Origin of the sequence: Bacillus sp. ISL-35 (assembly GCF_018613355.1) — a bacterium.
GTDB lineage: Bacteria > Bacillota > Bacilli > Bacillales > Cytobacillaceae > Mesobacillus.
Window position 1 is genome coordinate 404,482 of the sequence record NZ_JAGGQK010000004.1, and the last position, 15,308, is coordinate 419,789.

Below are 15,308 nucleotides of genomic sequence, written 5' to 3' on the forward strand. Positions count from 1 at the left end.
GGCAACAAACTAAAGAATTCCAATAATAAACCAACCACATCGGCAACGAAGAGGGTGACCATATTGAGTAGATTATTCATGTTTGAAAAACCGCTTGGCATGCGGGATACACTACCGGATTTGCATGAAGCGAAGGAAAGGGTCCGCAGCTCAATCGAAATGGAAATGAAACGCTGGGGTTTTCAGTTCATAGAAACCCCTGCGCTCGAATATTACGAAACGGTCGGAACGGCATCGGCAATACTGGATCAGCAATTGTTCAAGCTGCTGGACCAGCAGGGGCACACTTTGGTGCTGCGGCCCGATATGACCGCTCCAATCGCCAGGGTTGCGGCGTCCAAGCTTTACAAAGACCAGATACCGTTAAGACTGGCTTATTCGGCGAACGTCTACCGTGCCCAGCAACGTGAAGGTGGCAGGCCGGCAGAGTTTGAACAAATCGGGGTCGAGTGTATCGGCGACGATTCTGTCAGTGCTGATGGCGAAATGATTGCCTTGGCGATTTCCTCACTGAAAAAAGCAGGTTTGGAACAATTCCAGCTTTCAGTTGGACATGTAGGCTTCGTCAACGAATTATTCGTGCAGATCCTTGGAAACGAGGAACGGGCCAGGGAATTGACGAAATTTTTATATGAGAAAAATTATGTTGGCTATCGTGAGCATGTCAAATCACTGCCTCTTTCATCGATTGATTCGCAAAGGCTGCTTGCCTTCCTGGAATTGCGCGGCGGCCCTGAAGTGATCGGCAAAGCGCTGGAACTTGTCGAGAACGGGAAAGGCAGAGCGGCGCTTGACGAACTGAAGCTGCTCTGGGATGTCATCGAGAATTTTGGAGAAAGCAGCCGAATCAAGTTCGATCTGACAATTGTAAGCCATATGAGCTACTATACAGGAATTCTATTCGAGGTATATGCCGGAATGGTCGGTTTTCCAATCGGCAATGGCGGGCGCTATGACAAATTACTCGAGAAATTCGGCAAAACAACCGGAGCGACAGGATTTGCCATCAGGCTGGACCGTCTGCTTGAAAGTCTCGGAGACCTCGGAGAGCCAGAGCCTGTCACTTGCATTCTTTTTAGTCCGGAACGAAGGAAGGAAGCCTATCAGATGGCGGCGCAAAAAAGGGGAGACGGTGAACGGATCGTCCTGCAGGATATCAGCGCGGTCCGCAATCTTGATGCGTGTTCAAATGTTTTTGCCAATGTCGTTTTCCTTGTAGGGAAGGAGGGAACGCAATGAATGAACAGCTGACGATCGCGATGCCGAAGGGCAGGATTTTTACCGAAGCAGTCGAACTGCTGCGCAACGCGGGATTCAATCTTCCTCCTGAATTCGATGACTCGCGCAAGTTGATTATCGATGTCGAAGAAGAAAATTTCCGCTTCATCCTCGCCAAGCCAATGGATGTGGCAACATATGTAGAGCATGGTGTCGCCGATCTCGGAATTGCCGGGAAGGACGTCCTGCTTGAGGAAGAACGCGATGTGTACGAGCTGCTCGATTTAAAAATCAGCGGCTGCTACCTCGCTGTCGCAGGGCTCCCTGATACAAAAATGAATGATGTCGCACCGAAAATCGCGACGAAATATCCAAATATCGCTGCTGCTTATTTCCGTGAACAGGGCGAGCAGGTCGAGATCATCAAATTAAACGGATCGATTGAGCTTGCGCCACTGATTGGCCTTGCCGATCGGATTGTCGATATCGTATCAACTGGCAGGACCCTGAAAGAAAACGGCCTCGTCGAATACGAAACGATTACCGGCGTGACCTCAAGGCTGATCGTGAACCCGGTCAGCTACCGGATCAAGGACGAGCGCATCAGCGAATTGATCAAGAGATTGAATGAAGTAATCTGATAGTTGAATCTGAAAGGATTTGATTTTGGTGGAAATTTTACAGATAGACGGCAATTTGTCACTGAAACGGACCGTGGATGGCGGAACGGAAGACCAGCGCAAGGCCGTGAAGGCGATCATCGCGGAAGTCAGGGTTGCGGGCGACCAGGCTCTTAAGGCTTTTACCGAAAAATTCGACTCTGTGATGCTTGATGAATTCAGAGTAACACAAGAAGAGATTTCTGAAGCTTATAAAGCAGTCAGCAGTGAGTTAGTGGACATCATCACTGAAGCAGCAGCTAATATCCGCACATACCACGAAAAGCAGCTGCGCCCATCGTGGATGACGACAGAGGAAAATGGCACGATGCTTGGCCAGAAGGTGACACCGCTCGATTCTGTCGGTGTATATGTCCCGGGTGGAACTGCAGCATACCCATCATCTGTATTGATGAATGTCATTCCCGCAAAAACGGCAGGTGTGGAGCGAATCGTCATGGTTTCGCCACCCGGCCGAGATGGGAAGCTTCCGGCGGGTGTGCTGGTTGCGGCCGACATCGCAGGGGTAAAAGAAATCTATAAAGTCGGCGGAGCCCAGGCAATTGCGGCTCTGGCATATGGAACGGAAACGATCATGCCGGTCGATAAGATCACCGGTCCCGGCAATATTTATGTCGCCCTCGCCAAGCGCGAGGTGTTCGGCGATGTCGCCATCGATATGATTGCAGGCCCAAGTGAAATCGGGATTCTTGCCGACGACACAGCGCGAGCCAATGAAATTGCGGCCGACCTGCTATCCCAGGCGGAGCATGATCCGCGTGCGTGCGCAGTCCTTGTGACCACATCCCGGACTCTGGCAGAAGACGTGCTGGACGAGGTGTATAAACAGCTGTCACACTTGCCGCGAAAGGATATCGCCACAGTTGCGATCGAGGATTTCGGGGCAATCTATGTTGCGGCTAATCTGGAAGAAGCCATCGGAGCGATCAATCAGCTGGCTCCGGAGCATCTTGAGGTCGTTACGGAAAATCCAGTCGAATTGCTCGGTAAAATAAAGCATGCAGGAGCGATTTTCCTTGGCAGATACAGTTCGGAACCGGTTGGCGATTATTTTGCCGGACCAAACCACGTCCTGCCTACGAATGGAACAGCGCGCTTTTCGAGTCCGCTCAGCGTCGAGGATTTCCAGAAAAAATCGAGCGTGATTTTATACAGTGAGCAGGCGATGAACGCCAATGGAGCGAAGATTGCTGAATTCGCAAGGCTCGAGGGGCTTGAAGCTCACGCCCGTGCAGTAGAGGCACGACTTAAATAAGATTTTGATCCGGAGGTAAAATCATGGAACGGACGGCAACAGTGAACAGATATACAAATGAAACGAAAATAGATTTGACGTTTGGCATCGATGGGGAAGGGAAGTCCTCTCTCGAAACCGGCTTACCTTTCCTATCACACATGCTTGATTTATTCGCAAAGCACGGACAATTTGATTTGTCTGTGGACGCAAATGGAGATGTTGAGGTCGATGGTCACCACACAACCGAAGATATCGGCATCTGCATCGGCCAGGCTCTACGTGAGGCACTTGGCGATAAAAAGGGAATCAAGCGCTATGGAAACGCGTTTGTTCCAATGGATGAGGCACTTGCCCAGGTAGTCATCGACTTAAGCAACCGGCCGCATCTTGAAATGCGCGCAGAATTCCCATCGCAGCAGGTCGGCACTTTCGATGTCGAGCTTGTCCATGAGTTCCTGTGGAAGCTGGCACTTGAAGCGAGGATGAACCTTCATGTCATCGTCCATTACGGTAAAAACACGCATCACATGATTGAGGCGGTATTTAAAGCACTTGGCCGGGCACTTGATGAAGCAACGACCATCGACCCGCGCGTAAAAGGCGTTCCATCAACGAAGGGGATGCTGTAAAGGTGTCTCAAATCGAGGGGGAGCTGAACAGTGGTCTTTAAATAGCAACTGATTTTCAAACGGAAGGAAGTTAAACCATGATTGGCATCGTCGATTACGGCATGGGCAATCTGTTCAGCGTCAGCAAAGCGCTCGAACGGCTGGATGCGCCCTATTTTATCTCACAATACAAAGACGGATTAATGGAAGCAGATGCACTCCTTGTTCCGGGAGTAGGCTCATTCCGTGACGCGATGGACGTGTTGAATCGGACTGGTCTGGCAGACATGATCCGTGATTTTGCGGCGACCGGCAAGCCTGTGCTTGGGATTTGCCTTGGCATGCAGCTGCTTTTTGAAGAAAGCACAGAGAACGGTAAGACAAAAGGGCTCAGTCTTCTTCCTGGGAAAGTCGGACGTTTCAGCGGCCGAACAGCCGAAGGGGATGCCTATAAGGTTCCGCATATGGGATGGAACAAGCTTCGTTTTACCGGTAATTCGCCATTGCTCGCTTCACTTGAAGAGGATTATGTCTACTTCGTCCATTCCTATTATGTAAAAACGGATAACCAGGACGTGCTGGTCGCAGTCGGTGATTATTACGATATTGAAGTGCCGGCCATCGTTGGCAGGGGGAATATCTACGGCATGCAATTCCATCCGGAGAAAAGCAGTGACATGGGAATGAGCCTGCTCCGCAATTTCACGGAATTGGCAGCAGAAAGGAAGTCTGAGCGATGAAATTCACAATCTACCCGGCAATCGACATGCGCGGCGGAAAATGTGTCCGGCTGCTGCAGGGCGATTATGATAAGGAAACGGTTTATGGGGATTCCCCTTTTGAAATGGCAAAGAAATTCGCCGCTGAAGGAGCGGAATGGATTCACATGGTCGACCTTGACGGGGCCAGGGATGGCAAAAGAGTCAACGACCAGTTCGTCATCCAGGCTGCCCAGGAGCTTGGCGTGAACGTCCAAATAGGCGGCGGGATTCGCAGCGAGGCGGACATCAACCACTATCTTGAGAATGGCGTCACCCGTGTCATCATCGGCAGCATTGCTGTTTCCAATCCTGAGTTTGCAGAGGAGATGGTCCGGAAGTACGGCGCGAAAATCGCGATCGGCCTTGATGCAAAAAATGGCTTCGTGGCAACGCACGGCTGGCTGAACACTTCGGAGGTAAGTGCCGTCGAGCTTGGCAAAAGATTCGCTGATGCTGGAGCGGAGACGTTTATTTTCACCGATATTGCAACCGACGGTACGCTTGCAGGCCCGAATGTCGAGGCAACCCGCCAGTTGGCATTGGAAACAGGAAAAAGCGTCATTGCGTCCGGCGGTGTCAGCACGCTTGATGATTTGGCAGCCCTACGCCAGCTTCGTGAAGATGGCATCAGCGGCGCGATTGTCGGCAAAGCCATCTATGAAAGCCGTTTCTCGGTAAAAGCTGCGCTGGAAATGGGGAATGCCTGATGCTGAGCAAGCGAATCATCCCCTGTCTTGATGTAAAAGAAGGCCGCGTCGTAAAAGGCATTCAATTCGTTCAGCTTCGCGATGCCGGCGATCCGGTTGAGCTTGCGAGGTTCTATGATGAGCAGGGAGCAGACGAGCTCGTATTCCTTGATATTTCCGCATCTGTCGAAGGCCGGAAAACGATGGTCGAGGTTGTCAGGGAAGTGGCTTCCGAACTGGCGATTCCTTTTACGGTAGGCGGCGGAATCAATACTCTTGAGGACATGAAGAGGATGCTCCGCTCTGGTGCCGATAAAGTGTCTCTGAATACGGCAGCTGTGAACAATCCGAAACTGATTTCGGAAGGCTCTGATTTCTTCGGAGCCCAGTGCATCGTCGTTGCGATCGATGCAAAATATGACCCTGAACTCGGTACATGGCGAGTATATACGCATGGCGGCCGCACGCCGACAAACTGGAAAGTCATCGACTGGGCGAAAGAAGCCGTCCGCCTTGGTGCAGGGGAAATCCTGCTGACAAGCATGGACAGCGACGGTGAAAAAAATGGTTTTGATCTCGCGTTGACACGTGCCGTCAGTGAAGCGGTAACCGTTCCGGTGATTGCCTCAGGCGGCGCCGGAAATGCCGACCATTTTGTCGATGCATTTATAGATGGAAAAGCGGATGCAGCCCTCGCAGCTTCGATTTTCCACTACCGTGAAACGTCTGTAAAAGAAGTAAAATCCCATCTGCGCGAAAAAGGAGTGACTGTACGATGAAAGTAGAAGATTTGAAATTTGACAGCAATGGCCTGATTCCTGCGGTCGTTCAGGACGCTTCCACCCGCGAAGTCTTGACCGTCGCCTACATGAATGAAGAATCACTCTCCAAATCACTGGAAACACGCGAAACCTGGTTTTACAGCCGTTCCCGCCAGGAGCTCTGGCATAAAGGCGCAACAAGCGGGAATACCCAGAAAATCGTTGAGATCAAGTACGATTGTGATGGTGACGCACTTGTCGTTCTCGTTGAACCAGCCGGTCCTGCATGCCATACAGGCGCAGTCAGCTGTTTCTCGGAAAATCTCCTTGATAAGACGACCACAGAAAACACAGCTTTAACCGATTTCGCCGTCATGCTTGAATTGGAAAAAACAATCCGCGACCGTGAACAGGACATGCCAGAAGGCGCCTACACCACCTATCTTTTCGAAAAAGGCGTGGACAAGATTTTAAAGAAAGTCGGAGAAGAGGCAGCGGAAGTCATCATCGCCGCCAAAAACCGAGACGCCGAAGAACTTAAGTGGGAAGCCGCCGACCTGCTCTACCACCTGATGGTATTGCTGCAGGAACAAAAGCTCCCATTGAAAGAAGTGCTCGGAGTCTTGAATAAAAGGAAGAAACCCAGCGCAGGAGAGTGAAATGCGCTGGTTTTTTGCTGTCCACTACTAATCGAAGAAGTTCTTTCCCGGGGAGTAGGTTCGGCCTTTGTTTGTGCCGGTTAAAACGAGATCCATGGTAGATAGGATTCTCCTTGCAGTAGATGAAGATTTTATTTTCAAGAATTCACGAAACTGCTTATTTGTAATGGAAGGGCCATATATAAGGAAATAATCCTTCAATGCCTGAACATGTGCATCCACTGATTTGTGTCCACAACTCTTGCAAGTCCAATTTCCCTGATGATAGTCCATGCCGAATACCTCACATTCAGGACATTGCGCTCCTTGTATCATTTCATCGAAAGGAATGTCCATTGTTTTGTAATTTGGAATCAATGGCTCGTGGGCCTTTATTAAATGTTTGGAGACTTTCTTCATATCGTTTTTTGAGAGGAAAGACTTGGGGTACCTCTGATAAAGTGGCGGAATTTTGTATGCTACATACGATGAGCGGAAGACCCGAAAGCTGACATCCGAGTCGTGATCTGGATTCTTAATTTGAGCCTGGGAATTGCTGATGGCAACCATGTATTCAACAGGAGGAAAATCAATGTGTTGCTTTTTAAGAAAAGCCTATAATTGGGAGGCTTGAATTCTTGCCTGGAGAATCGGATCAGCAAAAACTTCTTCTATATCATTATGAAATCGTATCAGTTGGTTGAATTCGGGAAGGAAGGTGAGTGTACCTGCATAATATTTGGAGTCAATATTTAGGAGAAAGTAAGGTGTGATGATAAGGGTATCGAGTTGGAAATGGGTATCGTTGATGGGGATTCTTAAATCCTGCAAAATCAGCATTTCTGAGTGGTCGATTTGTGATATATAGTAATCCAGCGTCTTTTCACCCTTGTAACCTGCGAGTTTTCGATATAGTTTCTTTTCGAAAACAGCCTTTTTGTAATGTTCCGGGGAAAATCGCTTCACAATTGCTTCTAACATCATGATCTCTTTAGGATATTCTCTTGTTTTTCCGATCAAATGCTATCACTCCTTAAAAATAATACTGTATTATTCGCTATCTCCTCTGAAAATACCTTCTTTTAAAATGGTGATTTGCTTTTATTGGCGAAAAACAAAATATATCGACCACATTCTGAAATATATCAGCGGATTTCTGATTTTATCGACCACATTCAGAGATATATCGACCAGATTTCGCAGGATATCGACCACATCGGTAAAACGGAAGCAAAATTCAAAATCACAAAGAAAAATCATCTTACTTGAGAAGAACTATAGGCGAAAAAGACAAATTTGGGAGGAAACTCATTCACAGACGCACCGCGAAGACAAAAAAATCACCTTTTTTAAACCCTCGATCGCATTTTATTGGCGAAAAACAAAATATATCGACCACATTCTGAAATATATCAGCGAATTTCTGATTTTATCGACCACATTCAGAGCTATATCGACCAGATTTCGCAGGATATCGACCACATCGATAATACGGAAGCAAAATTCAAAATCACAAAGAAAATCATCTTACTTGAGAAGAACTATAGCCGAAAAAAACAAATTTGCGAGGAAACTCAAGCACAGACGCACCGCGACGACAAAAAAATCACCTTTTTTAAACCCTCGATCGCATTTTATTGGCGAAAAACAAAATATATCGACCACATTCTGAAATATATCAGCGAATTTCTGATTTTATCGACCACATTCTGAAATATATCAGCGGATTTCTGATTTTATCGACCACATTCAGAGCTATATCGACCAACTTCCATCATATATCGACCACATCAATAGAGCACCCATAAACTCCCCACCCACAATTTCACTACCACACCTTCTCGAACCCTCTGTCCGTATGTTATACTACATTAGTTAAAGTTGCTTCGATAAAACACTGTATGTGTATTCTTATACAAACCACTAGGCTTAATGGATATAGTTTTATTAAAAGGTTCAATCGATATAGTATTACTACAATATAAATGGAGGATCACATGGGAAAAGACTCTAAAGCAACGAAGCAAAAAGGCCAATTGCTGTCTTTCGTTCCTACTGGTGAGTACTATTTCACCAAAGGGGTCAAGGCTTTCCACAGGCGGGATCTGAAGAAGGCTGAGAAGTATTTCGAGCGTGCGATGCATCTTGAGCCGGGCGAGCCGATGATTGTTTGCCAGCTGGCGATCGTGCAGTCGGAATTGGGTGATTATCAGCAATCTAACCGTCTTTTGCACTTGGTCCTCGAAGATCTGGATGAAAACATGGCGGAGTGCCATTACTTCCTGGCGAATAACTACGCTCATATGGGTTTGTTCCGCGATGCGTTCAGGCATGCGAATTTATACCTGGAAGTGAATGAAGATGGCGAGTTCGCGGAGGATGCGAACGATCTTCTGGAGCTTCTGACGATGGAAGCGGAAGAAATGGATGAGGATTATTATGAAGAGGATGATCTGATCGTCAAGCAGGAGGAAGCGCGCAATCACCTTGAATCTGGGGAGTTTCCGCGGGCGATCGAGATTTTTCAGGAGGTCATCGAGGAGTATCCGGAATACTGGTCGGCATACAATAACCTGGCGCTGGCGTATTTTTACCTTGGGGAAACGGTCAAGGCCCGTGACATCCTGAATGATGTACTCGAGCAGAATCCAGGGAACCTGCATGCGCTCTGCAATGCGCTTGTATTCGCGCATTACCAGGGGCAAGAGAAGGAAGGCCAGGATCTTAAGGATTCGCTTGAAAAAATCCATCCGATCCACGTTGAGCACCAGTTCAAGCTCGGTGCCACGTTCGCGCTTGTCGGCGAGTACGAACTAGCTTACCGCTGGCTGAAGAAGCTGCAAAAGTCAGGTTTTGAAGGCGACGGTGCCTTTTATTACTGGCTGGCGCATTCGTCTTATTTTACCGGCAGAGAAAATACCGCACGGACAGCCTGGAAAAAGGTTCTCGAGTTCAATCCTGAAAAAGATGGAATGGAGCCATGGGCAGATAAGCCGGGCGTGAAGTTCGAAGCGCAGGTTTCGGCGATTCTGAACCAGTTGAACAGCGATTATCCGGAGGAACGCCTTTTTGCGTTATTTCTCACATCTGTATCCGCGAAAAAGAAAGAAATTCTCGCAGCAGATACTTCAACGGATAAAATGACGGAGATGGAAAAATCATATTTTGCCTATGTAACCTCCGGCAAGCTGAGCAGCAAGGAAGAAGAAGTAAAGGGTGCTCATGAAACGGCGAAGCTATTGTACGACCACCACCAGCCAATTGGCAAAAATGAAGCCGGCGTCTACATCATGTGGTTTTCGGTATTCGAGCAGGCGGCAAAGGCAGGCTACGATTTTAAAAACAAGAAAGCATGGGCGGCAGCTGTCGATTATCTCTGGGATAAGCTGAGGAATATCAGCACGACGAAAGCGGCAGTCGCGAAAAAATACGGATTATCCGTATCCACGCTGTCCAAATACATCAATTTGGCTAGTGAGTTTCTTCATGAAGAAGACAGCATCTAAAGGGTAAACTGAGTCTGCAAATTGCAGGCAAAGTTTATCCTTTTTTTCTTTTAAAAGGATACAATCAAGGGTATATGATACTATATATGTCAATTCCGTGAACTTAAGCATATTTTTGGACTATGCAGCACTTGTTTTATAGGATATGTTTATGCAGGAAATACTATTTCCGAATGGATGACGGAAATTAGCGGATTAAGATATACAAAGGAGTTGTACACCATGTCAGAAGAGAAAATTTATGACGTCATTATCATCGGTGCCGGACCGGCAGGGATGACGGCTGCTGTTTATACTTCACGCGCGAACTTGTCGACGCTGATGCTTGAGCGCGGCGTGCCGGGCGGCCAGATGGCTAATACGGAAGAGGTTGAAAACTATCCAGGATTTGACCATATTCTTGGGCCAGAACTTTCTACAAAGATGTTTGACCACGCGAAAAAATTCGGTGCAGAATATGCTTACGGTGATGTAAAAGAAGTCATCGACGGCAAAGAATATAAAACCATCAAGGCTGGCAACAAGGAATACAAAGCCCGCTCCATCATTATTTCCGCTGGTGCGGAGTACAAGAAGATTGGCGTTCCTGGCGAGCAGGAGCTTGGCGGCCGTGGCGTTTCCTACTGTGCGGTTTGTGACGGCGCATTCTTTAAAAACAGAGAACTCGTTGTCGTCGGCGGCGGAGACTCCGCAGTTGAAGAGGGTGTTTACCTGACTCGCTTTGCTTCAAAAGTGACGATCGTTCACCGTCGTGACGAGCTTCGTGCGCAAAAAATCCTTCAGGATCGAGCATTCGCGAATGAAAAAATTGATTTCATTTGGAACCATACAGTCAAGCAAATCAATGATAAAGACGGCAAAGTTGGCAGCGTGACGCTTGTATCCACACAAGATGGCTCTGAACAGGAGTTTCCTGCTGATGGCGTATTCATCTACATCGGAATGGTTCCATTGACTAAGCCGTTCGAAAGCCTTGGCATCACAAACAGCAACGGCTATATCGAAACGAATGAACAGATGGAAACGAAAGTCCCTGGCATTTTCGCAGCTGGCGACATCCGTGAAAAAACGCTGCGCCAAATCGTGACGGCTACAGGCGACGGAAGTATCGCTGCGCAAAACGCCCAGCATTATGTTGAGGAATTGATCGAGGAATTGAAAGCAAACGCTTAATAGACAAATGACAAGCCCGCCGCTATGATTTGGCGGGCTATTATTTTACTTCTAAATGGTAAAAACATCACATCGCGGCATAAATTAACAAAAAGTAATTATTTATTAATTCTTCTGTAACAGTAGTGAAACAATCATGGGGTATTATAGGAGTAGAAATTGACCCCCTTTTAAAAATATAATCCTTTGACGGCACAGGTTATCCTGTGCTCTTTTTTTATACATAAAAATGAAACAGGCCTTTGCAAGCGAATATAACACTTTTGATATTGGGAAATTTTTTGCGGCTAATTGTCATTATGCTTCTTAAAAACTATTCCACTTTATAAAAAGAACTTTTCTTGTCAAAAATATCATCTTTCTATTCATTGTGGGTAAAAACTAAAAATAGTATAATGGAAAGAATAAAAAGTCCGGCAAATGACGAAAGACTGTTTCACGGGAAATTTTGCTAAAAGGCTTATATGTCCGGAATCCATTAAACTGAGAAACAAGTTTAAGATGTGCAGACATACCGCCCTTTTGCGGTGGTACTTTGCTTGCGCTTATAGATGAAGAGGTGGATTTGATGCAGCGCGTCACGAACTGTGTTTTGGTGAAAGATAATAAGATTTTGCTGTTGCAGAAGCCGCGCCGGAATTGGTGGGTGGCCCCAGGCGGCAAGATGGAACCGGGTGAGACTGTCAAGGATTCCTGTATCAGGGAATTCCGTGAAGAAACAGGGATTTACCTGCGTAATCCTCAAATCAAAGGGATTTTCACATTCGTTATCAAAGAAGATGATCAGGTGGTTTCCGAGTGGATGATGTTCACTTTTTATGCCACTGAGGCAGATGGGATCAATCTCGATGTATCAGAGGAAGGCACCATCTCCTGGCACGAGCTCGATGAGATCAAGGACCTGCCAATGGCAGCGGGAGATTATCATATTCTCGAATATATGATTCATGGACAAGGAATCATCTATGGCAACTTTACTTATACACCGGACTTCGAGCTGATCAGCTACAGGCTCGATCCGAATTGATACGAAAAAATGGCTGTTTTCGTAGTAGCGACTGTCTTTCAACGAAAAAGCCTTAATAACTAATTTCAGGGGGAAGAGAAATGAGTACCGGTTCAACTACTGATACCCAGCTCGTCATCATAACAGGTATGTCTGGCGCGGGGAAAACGGTCGCAATCCAGAGCTTTGAGGACCTTGGCTTTTTCTGCGTCGACAATCTGCCGCCGACCTTGCTGCCGAAATTCCTTGAGTTGATGAAGGAGTCTGGCACTAAGATGAATAAGGTGGCATTGGTCATGGATTTGCGTGGACGCGAATTTTTTGACTCTCTGTTCAAGGCGCTTGATGAACTGGCGGAAACTTCATGGGTGACGCCGCAGGTCCTGTTCCTTGACGCAGATGACTCTACACTCGTCCGCCGTTATAAAGAAACGAGACGTTCGCATCCGCTTGCTCCATCAGGCTTGCCGCTTGAAGGCATCCAGCTTGAACGCGAGCTACTGGAAGAACTGAAGGGCAGAGCACAGCTTATTTATAAAACAACAGGCATGAAACCAAAGGACCTCCGCGAAAAGATCCTTGAGGAATTCTCGGTGAACAAGAAGACGATTTTTACCGTGAATGTGATGTCCTTTGGGTTCAAGCATGGAATACCGATCGATGCCGACCTCGTTTTCGATGTCCGCTTCTTGCCGAATCCGCACTATATTGATCATATGCGTCCAAAAACTGGTCTTGATGAAGATGTGTCGACATACGTTTTAAAATGGAACGAAACTTCCAAGTTCCTTGAAAAGGTGACAGACCTTTTGAGTTTCATGCTTCCGCATTATAAGCGGGAAGGCAAGGCGCAGCTCATCATCGCCATCGGCTGCACGGGAGGCCAGCATCGTTCCGTTGCTCTTGCTGAACATATCGCCAAATATTTCGAGAAAGACTATCATACCCGCGTGACACACCGTGATATCGATAAAAGGAAGGGACTTACGACATGATGACAGATGGACTGCCAAGAATCGTCATCATCGGAGGCGGAACAGGCCTCCCAGTCCTGCTCCGGGGCTTGAAGAAGCATCCGGTCGACATCACTGCGATTGTCACAGTGGCTGATGATGGCGGAAGTTCGGGCCGCCTGCGTGAAGATATGCAGATTCCTCCTCCAGGCGATATCAGGAATGTCCTTGCTGCCCTTTCGGATGTGGAGCCGTTGATCGAGGAAATGTTCCAGCATCGTTTCAACACATCCAATGAGTTATCGGGACACTCGCTAGGCAACCTGATCCTTGCGGCGATGACGTCGATTACCGGCAATTTCGTCCATGCGATCCAGGAGATGAGCAAGGTGCTGAATGTGCGCGGAAAAGTCCTGCCGGCAGCAAACAGGAGTGTCATGCTGAATGCGGTAATGGAGGATAACAGCATTGTCAGGGGCGAATCGAAAATTCCTTACTCGGGTAAAAGAATCAAACGGGTTTTCCTGAATCCTGAAGGCGTTAAGCCGTTGCCTGAGACGCTCCAGGCGATCAGGGAGGCGGATTTGATCGTCATCGGACCAGGCAGCTTATATACAAGTATCCTGCCAAACCTGCTCGTGAAAAAGCTTGGCAAAGAAGTGTGCAAAGCGAAGGCACGCAAGGTGTATATCTGCAATCTGATGACCCAGGCAGGAGAGACGCATGATTTTGCTGCAAGTGACCATATAAAAGCGATCTATGATCATATGGATTGTGCTTTTATCGATACAATTTTGGTAAACAGTGAGACCATCCCTCCGGATGTCGAACTTCGCTACAAGGAAGAGCTTGCCCAGCCTGTCGTTTTTGATCTGGACCGGCTGAATTCTTTAGGCGTCGAGGTCGTCCAGGATGAAATCGCAGAGCTTGATGGCAATGTCATCAGGCATGATACAAAAAAAGTTTCAGAAATTTTATATTCTATGATAATAGATGAAACCAAAAAGAGGTATAACGCGTAAATATAGGATGCAAGCGTTTGTCTCGAGAAAAAGGTTTAAAAAAGATAGCTGCTGCGCTTGCGTGAACAAGGGCGCAGCACCATATAACCAGGGGGTGAAGAGGTGTCGTTCGCTTCGGAAACAAAAAAAGAACTCACGAATATTGACGTGAAGGGCTGCTGCGCCAATGCGGAACTGTCCGCTTTGATCCGGATGAATGGTTCCCTTTCCTTCTCTAATCGCAAACTCATCGTAGACGTACAGACTGAAAATGCCGCGATTGCCAGGCGAATCTATACCCTGATCAAGAAAAGCTATCAGGTACAGGTGGAGCTTTTGGTACGAAAGAAGATGCGGCTGAAAAAAAATAATGTTTATATTGTCCGCCTGAAGGAATCAGCCAGAGAAATTCTGGAGGATTTAAAGATTTTAGGAGAAGGCTTTGAAATTAACCATGAAATTTCACATGAATTAGTGAAAAAGAAATGTTGTAAGCGTTCTTATTTAAGAGGGGCTTTCCTTGCAGGAGGATCGGTGAATAACCCGGAAACATCCTCCTATCATCTTGAGATTGCCTCGATGTACCAGCAGCATAATGATTCATTATGTGAGTTGATGAACACCTTCGGACTGAACAGCAAAACGCTGGAACGGAAAAAAGGCTTCATCACCTATCTGAAAGAGGCGGAAAAAATCACCGAGTTTTTGAACATCGTCGGTGCGCACAATGCATTGCTGAGATTCGAAGATATCCGGATTGTCAGGGATATGAGGAACTCGGTCAACCGTCTTGTGAATTGTGAAACGGCTAACTTGAATAAAACGATCGGCGCCGCATTAAGGCAGGTGGAGAATATCCGATTTATAAGGGATACAGTCGGCCTGCAAATTTTACCGGAGAAGCTGAGGGAGATTGCCCAGCTTCGTGTCGATTACCAGGATGTCACCCTCAAAGAGCTGGGCGAAATGGTCAGCGGGGGAAGTATCAGCAAATCAGGAATCAATCACCGGCTGCGAAAAATTGATGAGATAGCAGATAAACTGCGTGCCGGGCAAACCATAAATAAATAGGGCTAGAGG

The 15,308-nt window shown here is 47.2% G+C and carries 15 protein-coding genes; 14 read left to right on the top strand and 1 reads right to left on the bottom strand.

The genetic code is table 11. From position 1 onward, the window contains the following. Positions 1-63: 63 nt before the first annotated feature. The 8 genes from J7E38_RS07925 (at position 64) to hisIE (ending at position 6,610) form a co-directional block, all read left to right on the top strand. Positions 64-1,239 carry an ATP phosphoribosyltransferase regulatory subunit gene (locus tag J7E38_RS07925; protein WP_214706355.1) on the top strand — a complete coding sequence of 392 codons (1,176 nt, stop codon included), beginning with the start codon at positions 64-66 and terminating at the stop codon, positions 1,237-1,239. Next, the gene (gene hisG, locus J7E38_RS07930) at positions 1,236-1,859 is read left to right on the top strand and encodes an ATP phosphoribosyltransferase (protein WP_214706356.1); all 624 of its coding nucleotides are present in this window, start codon (positions 1,236-1,238) and stop codon (positions 1,857-1,859) included. Before J7E38_RS07925 ends, hisG begins: the two co-directional genes overlap by 4 nt. A gap of 28 nt (positions 1,860-1,887) precedes the next feature. Continuing rightward, on the top strand, positions 1,888-3,153 hold the full coding sequence (gene hisD / locus J7E38_RS07935) for a histidinol dehydrogenase (protein WP_214706357.1): 1,266 nt from the start codon (positions 1,888-1,890) through the stop codon (positions 3,151-3,153). Positions 3,154-3,176: 23 nt separating this feature from the next. Beyond that, positions 3,177-3,764, top strand: coding sequence for an imidazoleglycerol-phosphate dehydratase HisB (gene hisB / locus J7E38_RS07940; RefSeq protein ID WP_214706358.1), 588 nt, complete (start codon positions 3,177-3,179; stop codon positions 3,762-3,764). A 77-nt stretch (positions 3,765-3,841) separates the two neighbouring features. Continuing rightward, complete coding sequence (gene hisH, locus J7E38_RS07945) at positions 3,842-4,483, top strand: imidazole glycerol phosphate synthase subunit HisH (RefSeq protein WP_214706359.1); 642 nt, start codon at positions 3,842-3,844, stop codon at positions 4,481-4,483. Further along, a complete protein-coding gene (hisA, locus tag J7E38_RS07950; protein WP_214706360.1) occupies positions 4,480-5,211 on the top strand; it encodes a 1-(5-phosphoribosyl)-5-[(5-phosphoribosylamino)methylideneamino]imidazole-4-carboxamide isomerase in 732 nt (243 codons plus the stop codon). The genes hisH and hisA overlap by 4 nt, the downstream gene beginning before the upstream one ends. Then, positions 5,211-5,969, top strand: coding sequence for an imidazole glycerol phosphate synthase subunit HisF (hisF, locus tag J7E38_RS07955; RefSeq protein WP_214706361.1), 759 nt, complete (start codon positions 5,211-5,213; stop codon positions 5,967-5,969). The genes hisA and hisF overlap by 1 nt, the downstream gene beginning before the upstream one ends. Continuing rightward, positions 5,966-6,610, top strand: a complete 645-nt coding sequence (gene hisIE, locus J7E38_RS07960; RefSeq protein ID WP_214706363.1) for a bifunctional phosphoribosyl-AMP cyclohydrolase/phosphoribosyl-ATP diphosphatase HisIE — start codon at positions 5,966-5,968, stop codon at positions 6,608-6,610. Before hisF ends, hisIE begins: the two co-directional genes overlap by 4 nt. 594 nt (positions 6,611-7,204) lie before the next feature. On the opposite strand, the gene J7E38_RS07965 is transcribed toward hisIE, so the two are convergent. Then, positions 7,205-7,609, bottom strand: a complete 405-nt coding sequence (locus J7E38_RS07965) for a nuclease-related domain-containing protein (protein ID WP_214706364.1) — start codon at positions 7,607-7,609, stop codon at positions 7,205-7,207. 977 nt (positions 7,610-8,586) lie between these two features. On the opposite strand from J7E38_RS07965, the gene J7E38_RS07970 reads away from it, so the two are divergent. The 6 genes from J7E38_RS07970 (at position 8,587) to whiA (ending at position 15,299) form a co-directional block, all read left to right on the top strand. Further along, positions 8,587-10,095: a tetratricopeptide repeat protein gene (locus J7E38_RS07970; RefSeq protein WP_214706366.1), complete on the top strand. Its 1,509-nt coding sequence runs from the start codon at positions 8,587-8,589 to the stop codon at positions 10,093-10,095. A gap of 222 nt (positions 10,096-10,317) precedes the next feature. Then, the gene (trxB, locus tag J7E38_RS07975; protein ID WP_215038305.1) at positions 10,318-11,268 is read left to right on the top strand and encodes a thioredoxin-disulfide reductase; all 951 of its coding nucleotides are present in this window, start codon (positions 10,318-10,320) and stop codon (positions 11,266-11,268) included. 568 nt (positions 11,269-11,836) lie between these two features. Next, on the top strand, positions 11,837-12,295 hold the full coding sequence (locus J7E38_RS07980) for an NUDIX hydrolase (RefSeq protein WP_214706367.1): 459 nt from the start codon (positions 11,837-11,839) through the stop codon (positions 12,293-12,295). Positions 12,296-12,375: 80 nt separating this feature from the next. After that, a complete protein-coding gene (gene rapZ / locus J7E38_RS07985; RefSeq protein ID WP_214706368.1) occupies positions 12,376-13,269 on the top strand; it encodes an RNase adapter RapZ in 894 nt (297 codons plus the stop codon). After that, positions 13,266-14,249, top strand: a complete 984-nt coding sequence (locus tag J7E38_RS07990) for a gluconeogenesis factor YvcK family protein (RefSeq protein WP_144477894.1) — start codon at positions 13,266-13,268, stop codon at positions 14,247-14,249. The genes rapZ and J7E38_RS07990 overlap by 4 nt, the downstream gene beginning before the upstream one ends. Before the next feature lie 102 nt (positions 14,250-14,351). Beyond that, on the top strand, positions 14,352-15,299 hold the full coding sequence (gene whiA, locus J7E38_RS07995) for a DNA-binding protein WhiA (RefSeq protein WP_214706369.1): 948 nt from the start codon (positions 14,352-14,354) through the stop codon (positions 15,297-15,299). Positions 15,300-15,308: the final 9 nt, after the last annotated feature.

Excerpts from the sequence above, each read along its gene's own strand:
- hisG (WP_214706356.1), top strand. The coding sequence starts at position 1,236 with ATGAATGAACAGCTGACGATCGCGATGCCGAAGGGCAGGATTTTTACC.
- hisB (WP_214706358.1), top strand. The coding sequence starts at position 3,177 with ATGGAACGGACGGCAACAGTGAACAGATATACAAATGAAACGAAAATA.
- hisH (WP_214706359.1), top strand. The coding sequence starts at position 3,842 with ATGATTGGCATCGTCGATTACGGCATGGGCAATCTGTTCAGCGTCAGC.
- hisA (WP_214706360.1), top strand. The coding sequence starts at position 4,480 with ATGAAATTCACAATCTACCCGGCAATCGACATGCGCGGCGGAAAATGT.
- hisF (WP_214706361.1), top strand. The coding sequence starts at position 5,211 with ATGCTGAGCAAGCGAATCATCCCCTGTCTTGATGTAAAAGAAGGCCGC.
- hisIE (WP_214706363.1), top strand. The coding sequence starts at position 5,966 with ATGAAAGTAGAAGATTTGAAATTTGACAGCAATGGCCTGATTCCTGCG.
- J7E38_RS07970 (WP_214706366.1), top strand. The coding sequence starts at position 8,587 with ATGGGAAAAGACTCTAAAGCAACGAAGCAAAAAGGCCAATTGCTGTCT.
- trxB (WP_215038305.1), top strand. The coding sequence starts at position 10,318 with ATGTCAGAAGAGAAAATTTATGACGTCATTATCATCGGTGCCGGACCG.
- J7E38_RS07980 (WP_214706367.1), top strand. The coding sequence starts at position 11,837 with ATGCAGCGCGTCACGAACTGTGTTTTGGTGAAAGATAATAAGATTTTG.
- rapZ (WP_214706368.1), top strand. The coding sequence starts at position 12,376 with ATGAGTACCGGTTCAACTACTGATACCCAGCTCGTCATCATAACAGGT.
- J7E38_RS07990 (WP_144477894.1), top strand. The coding sequence starts at position 13,266 with ATGATGACAGATGGACTGCCAAGAATCGTCATCATCGGAGGCGGAACA.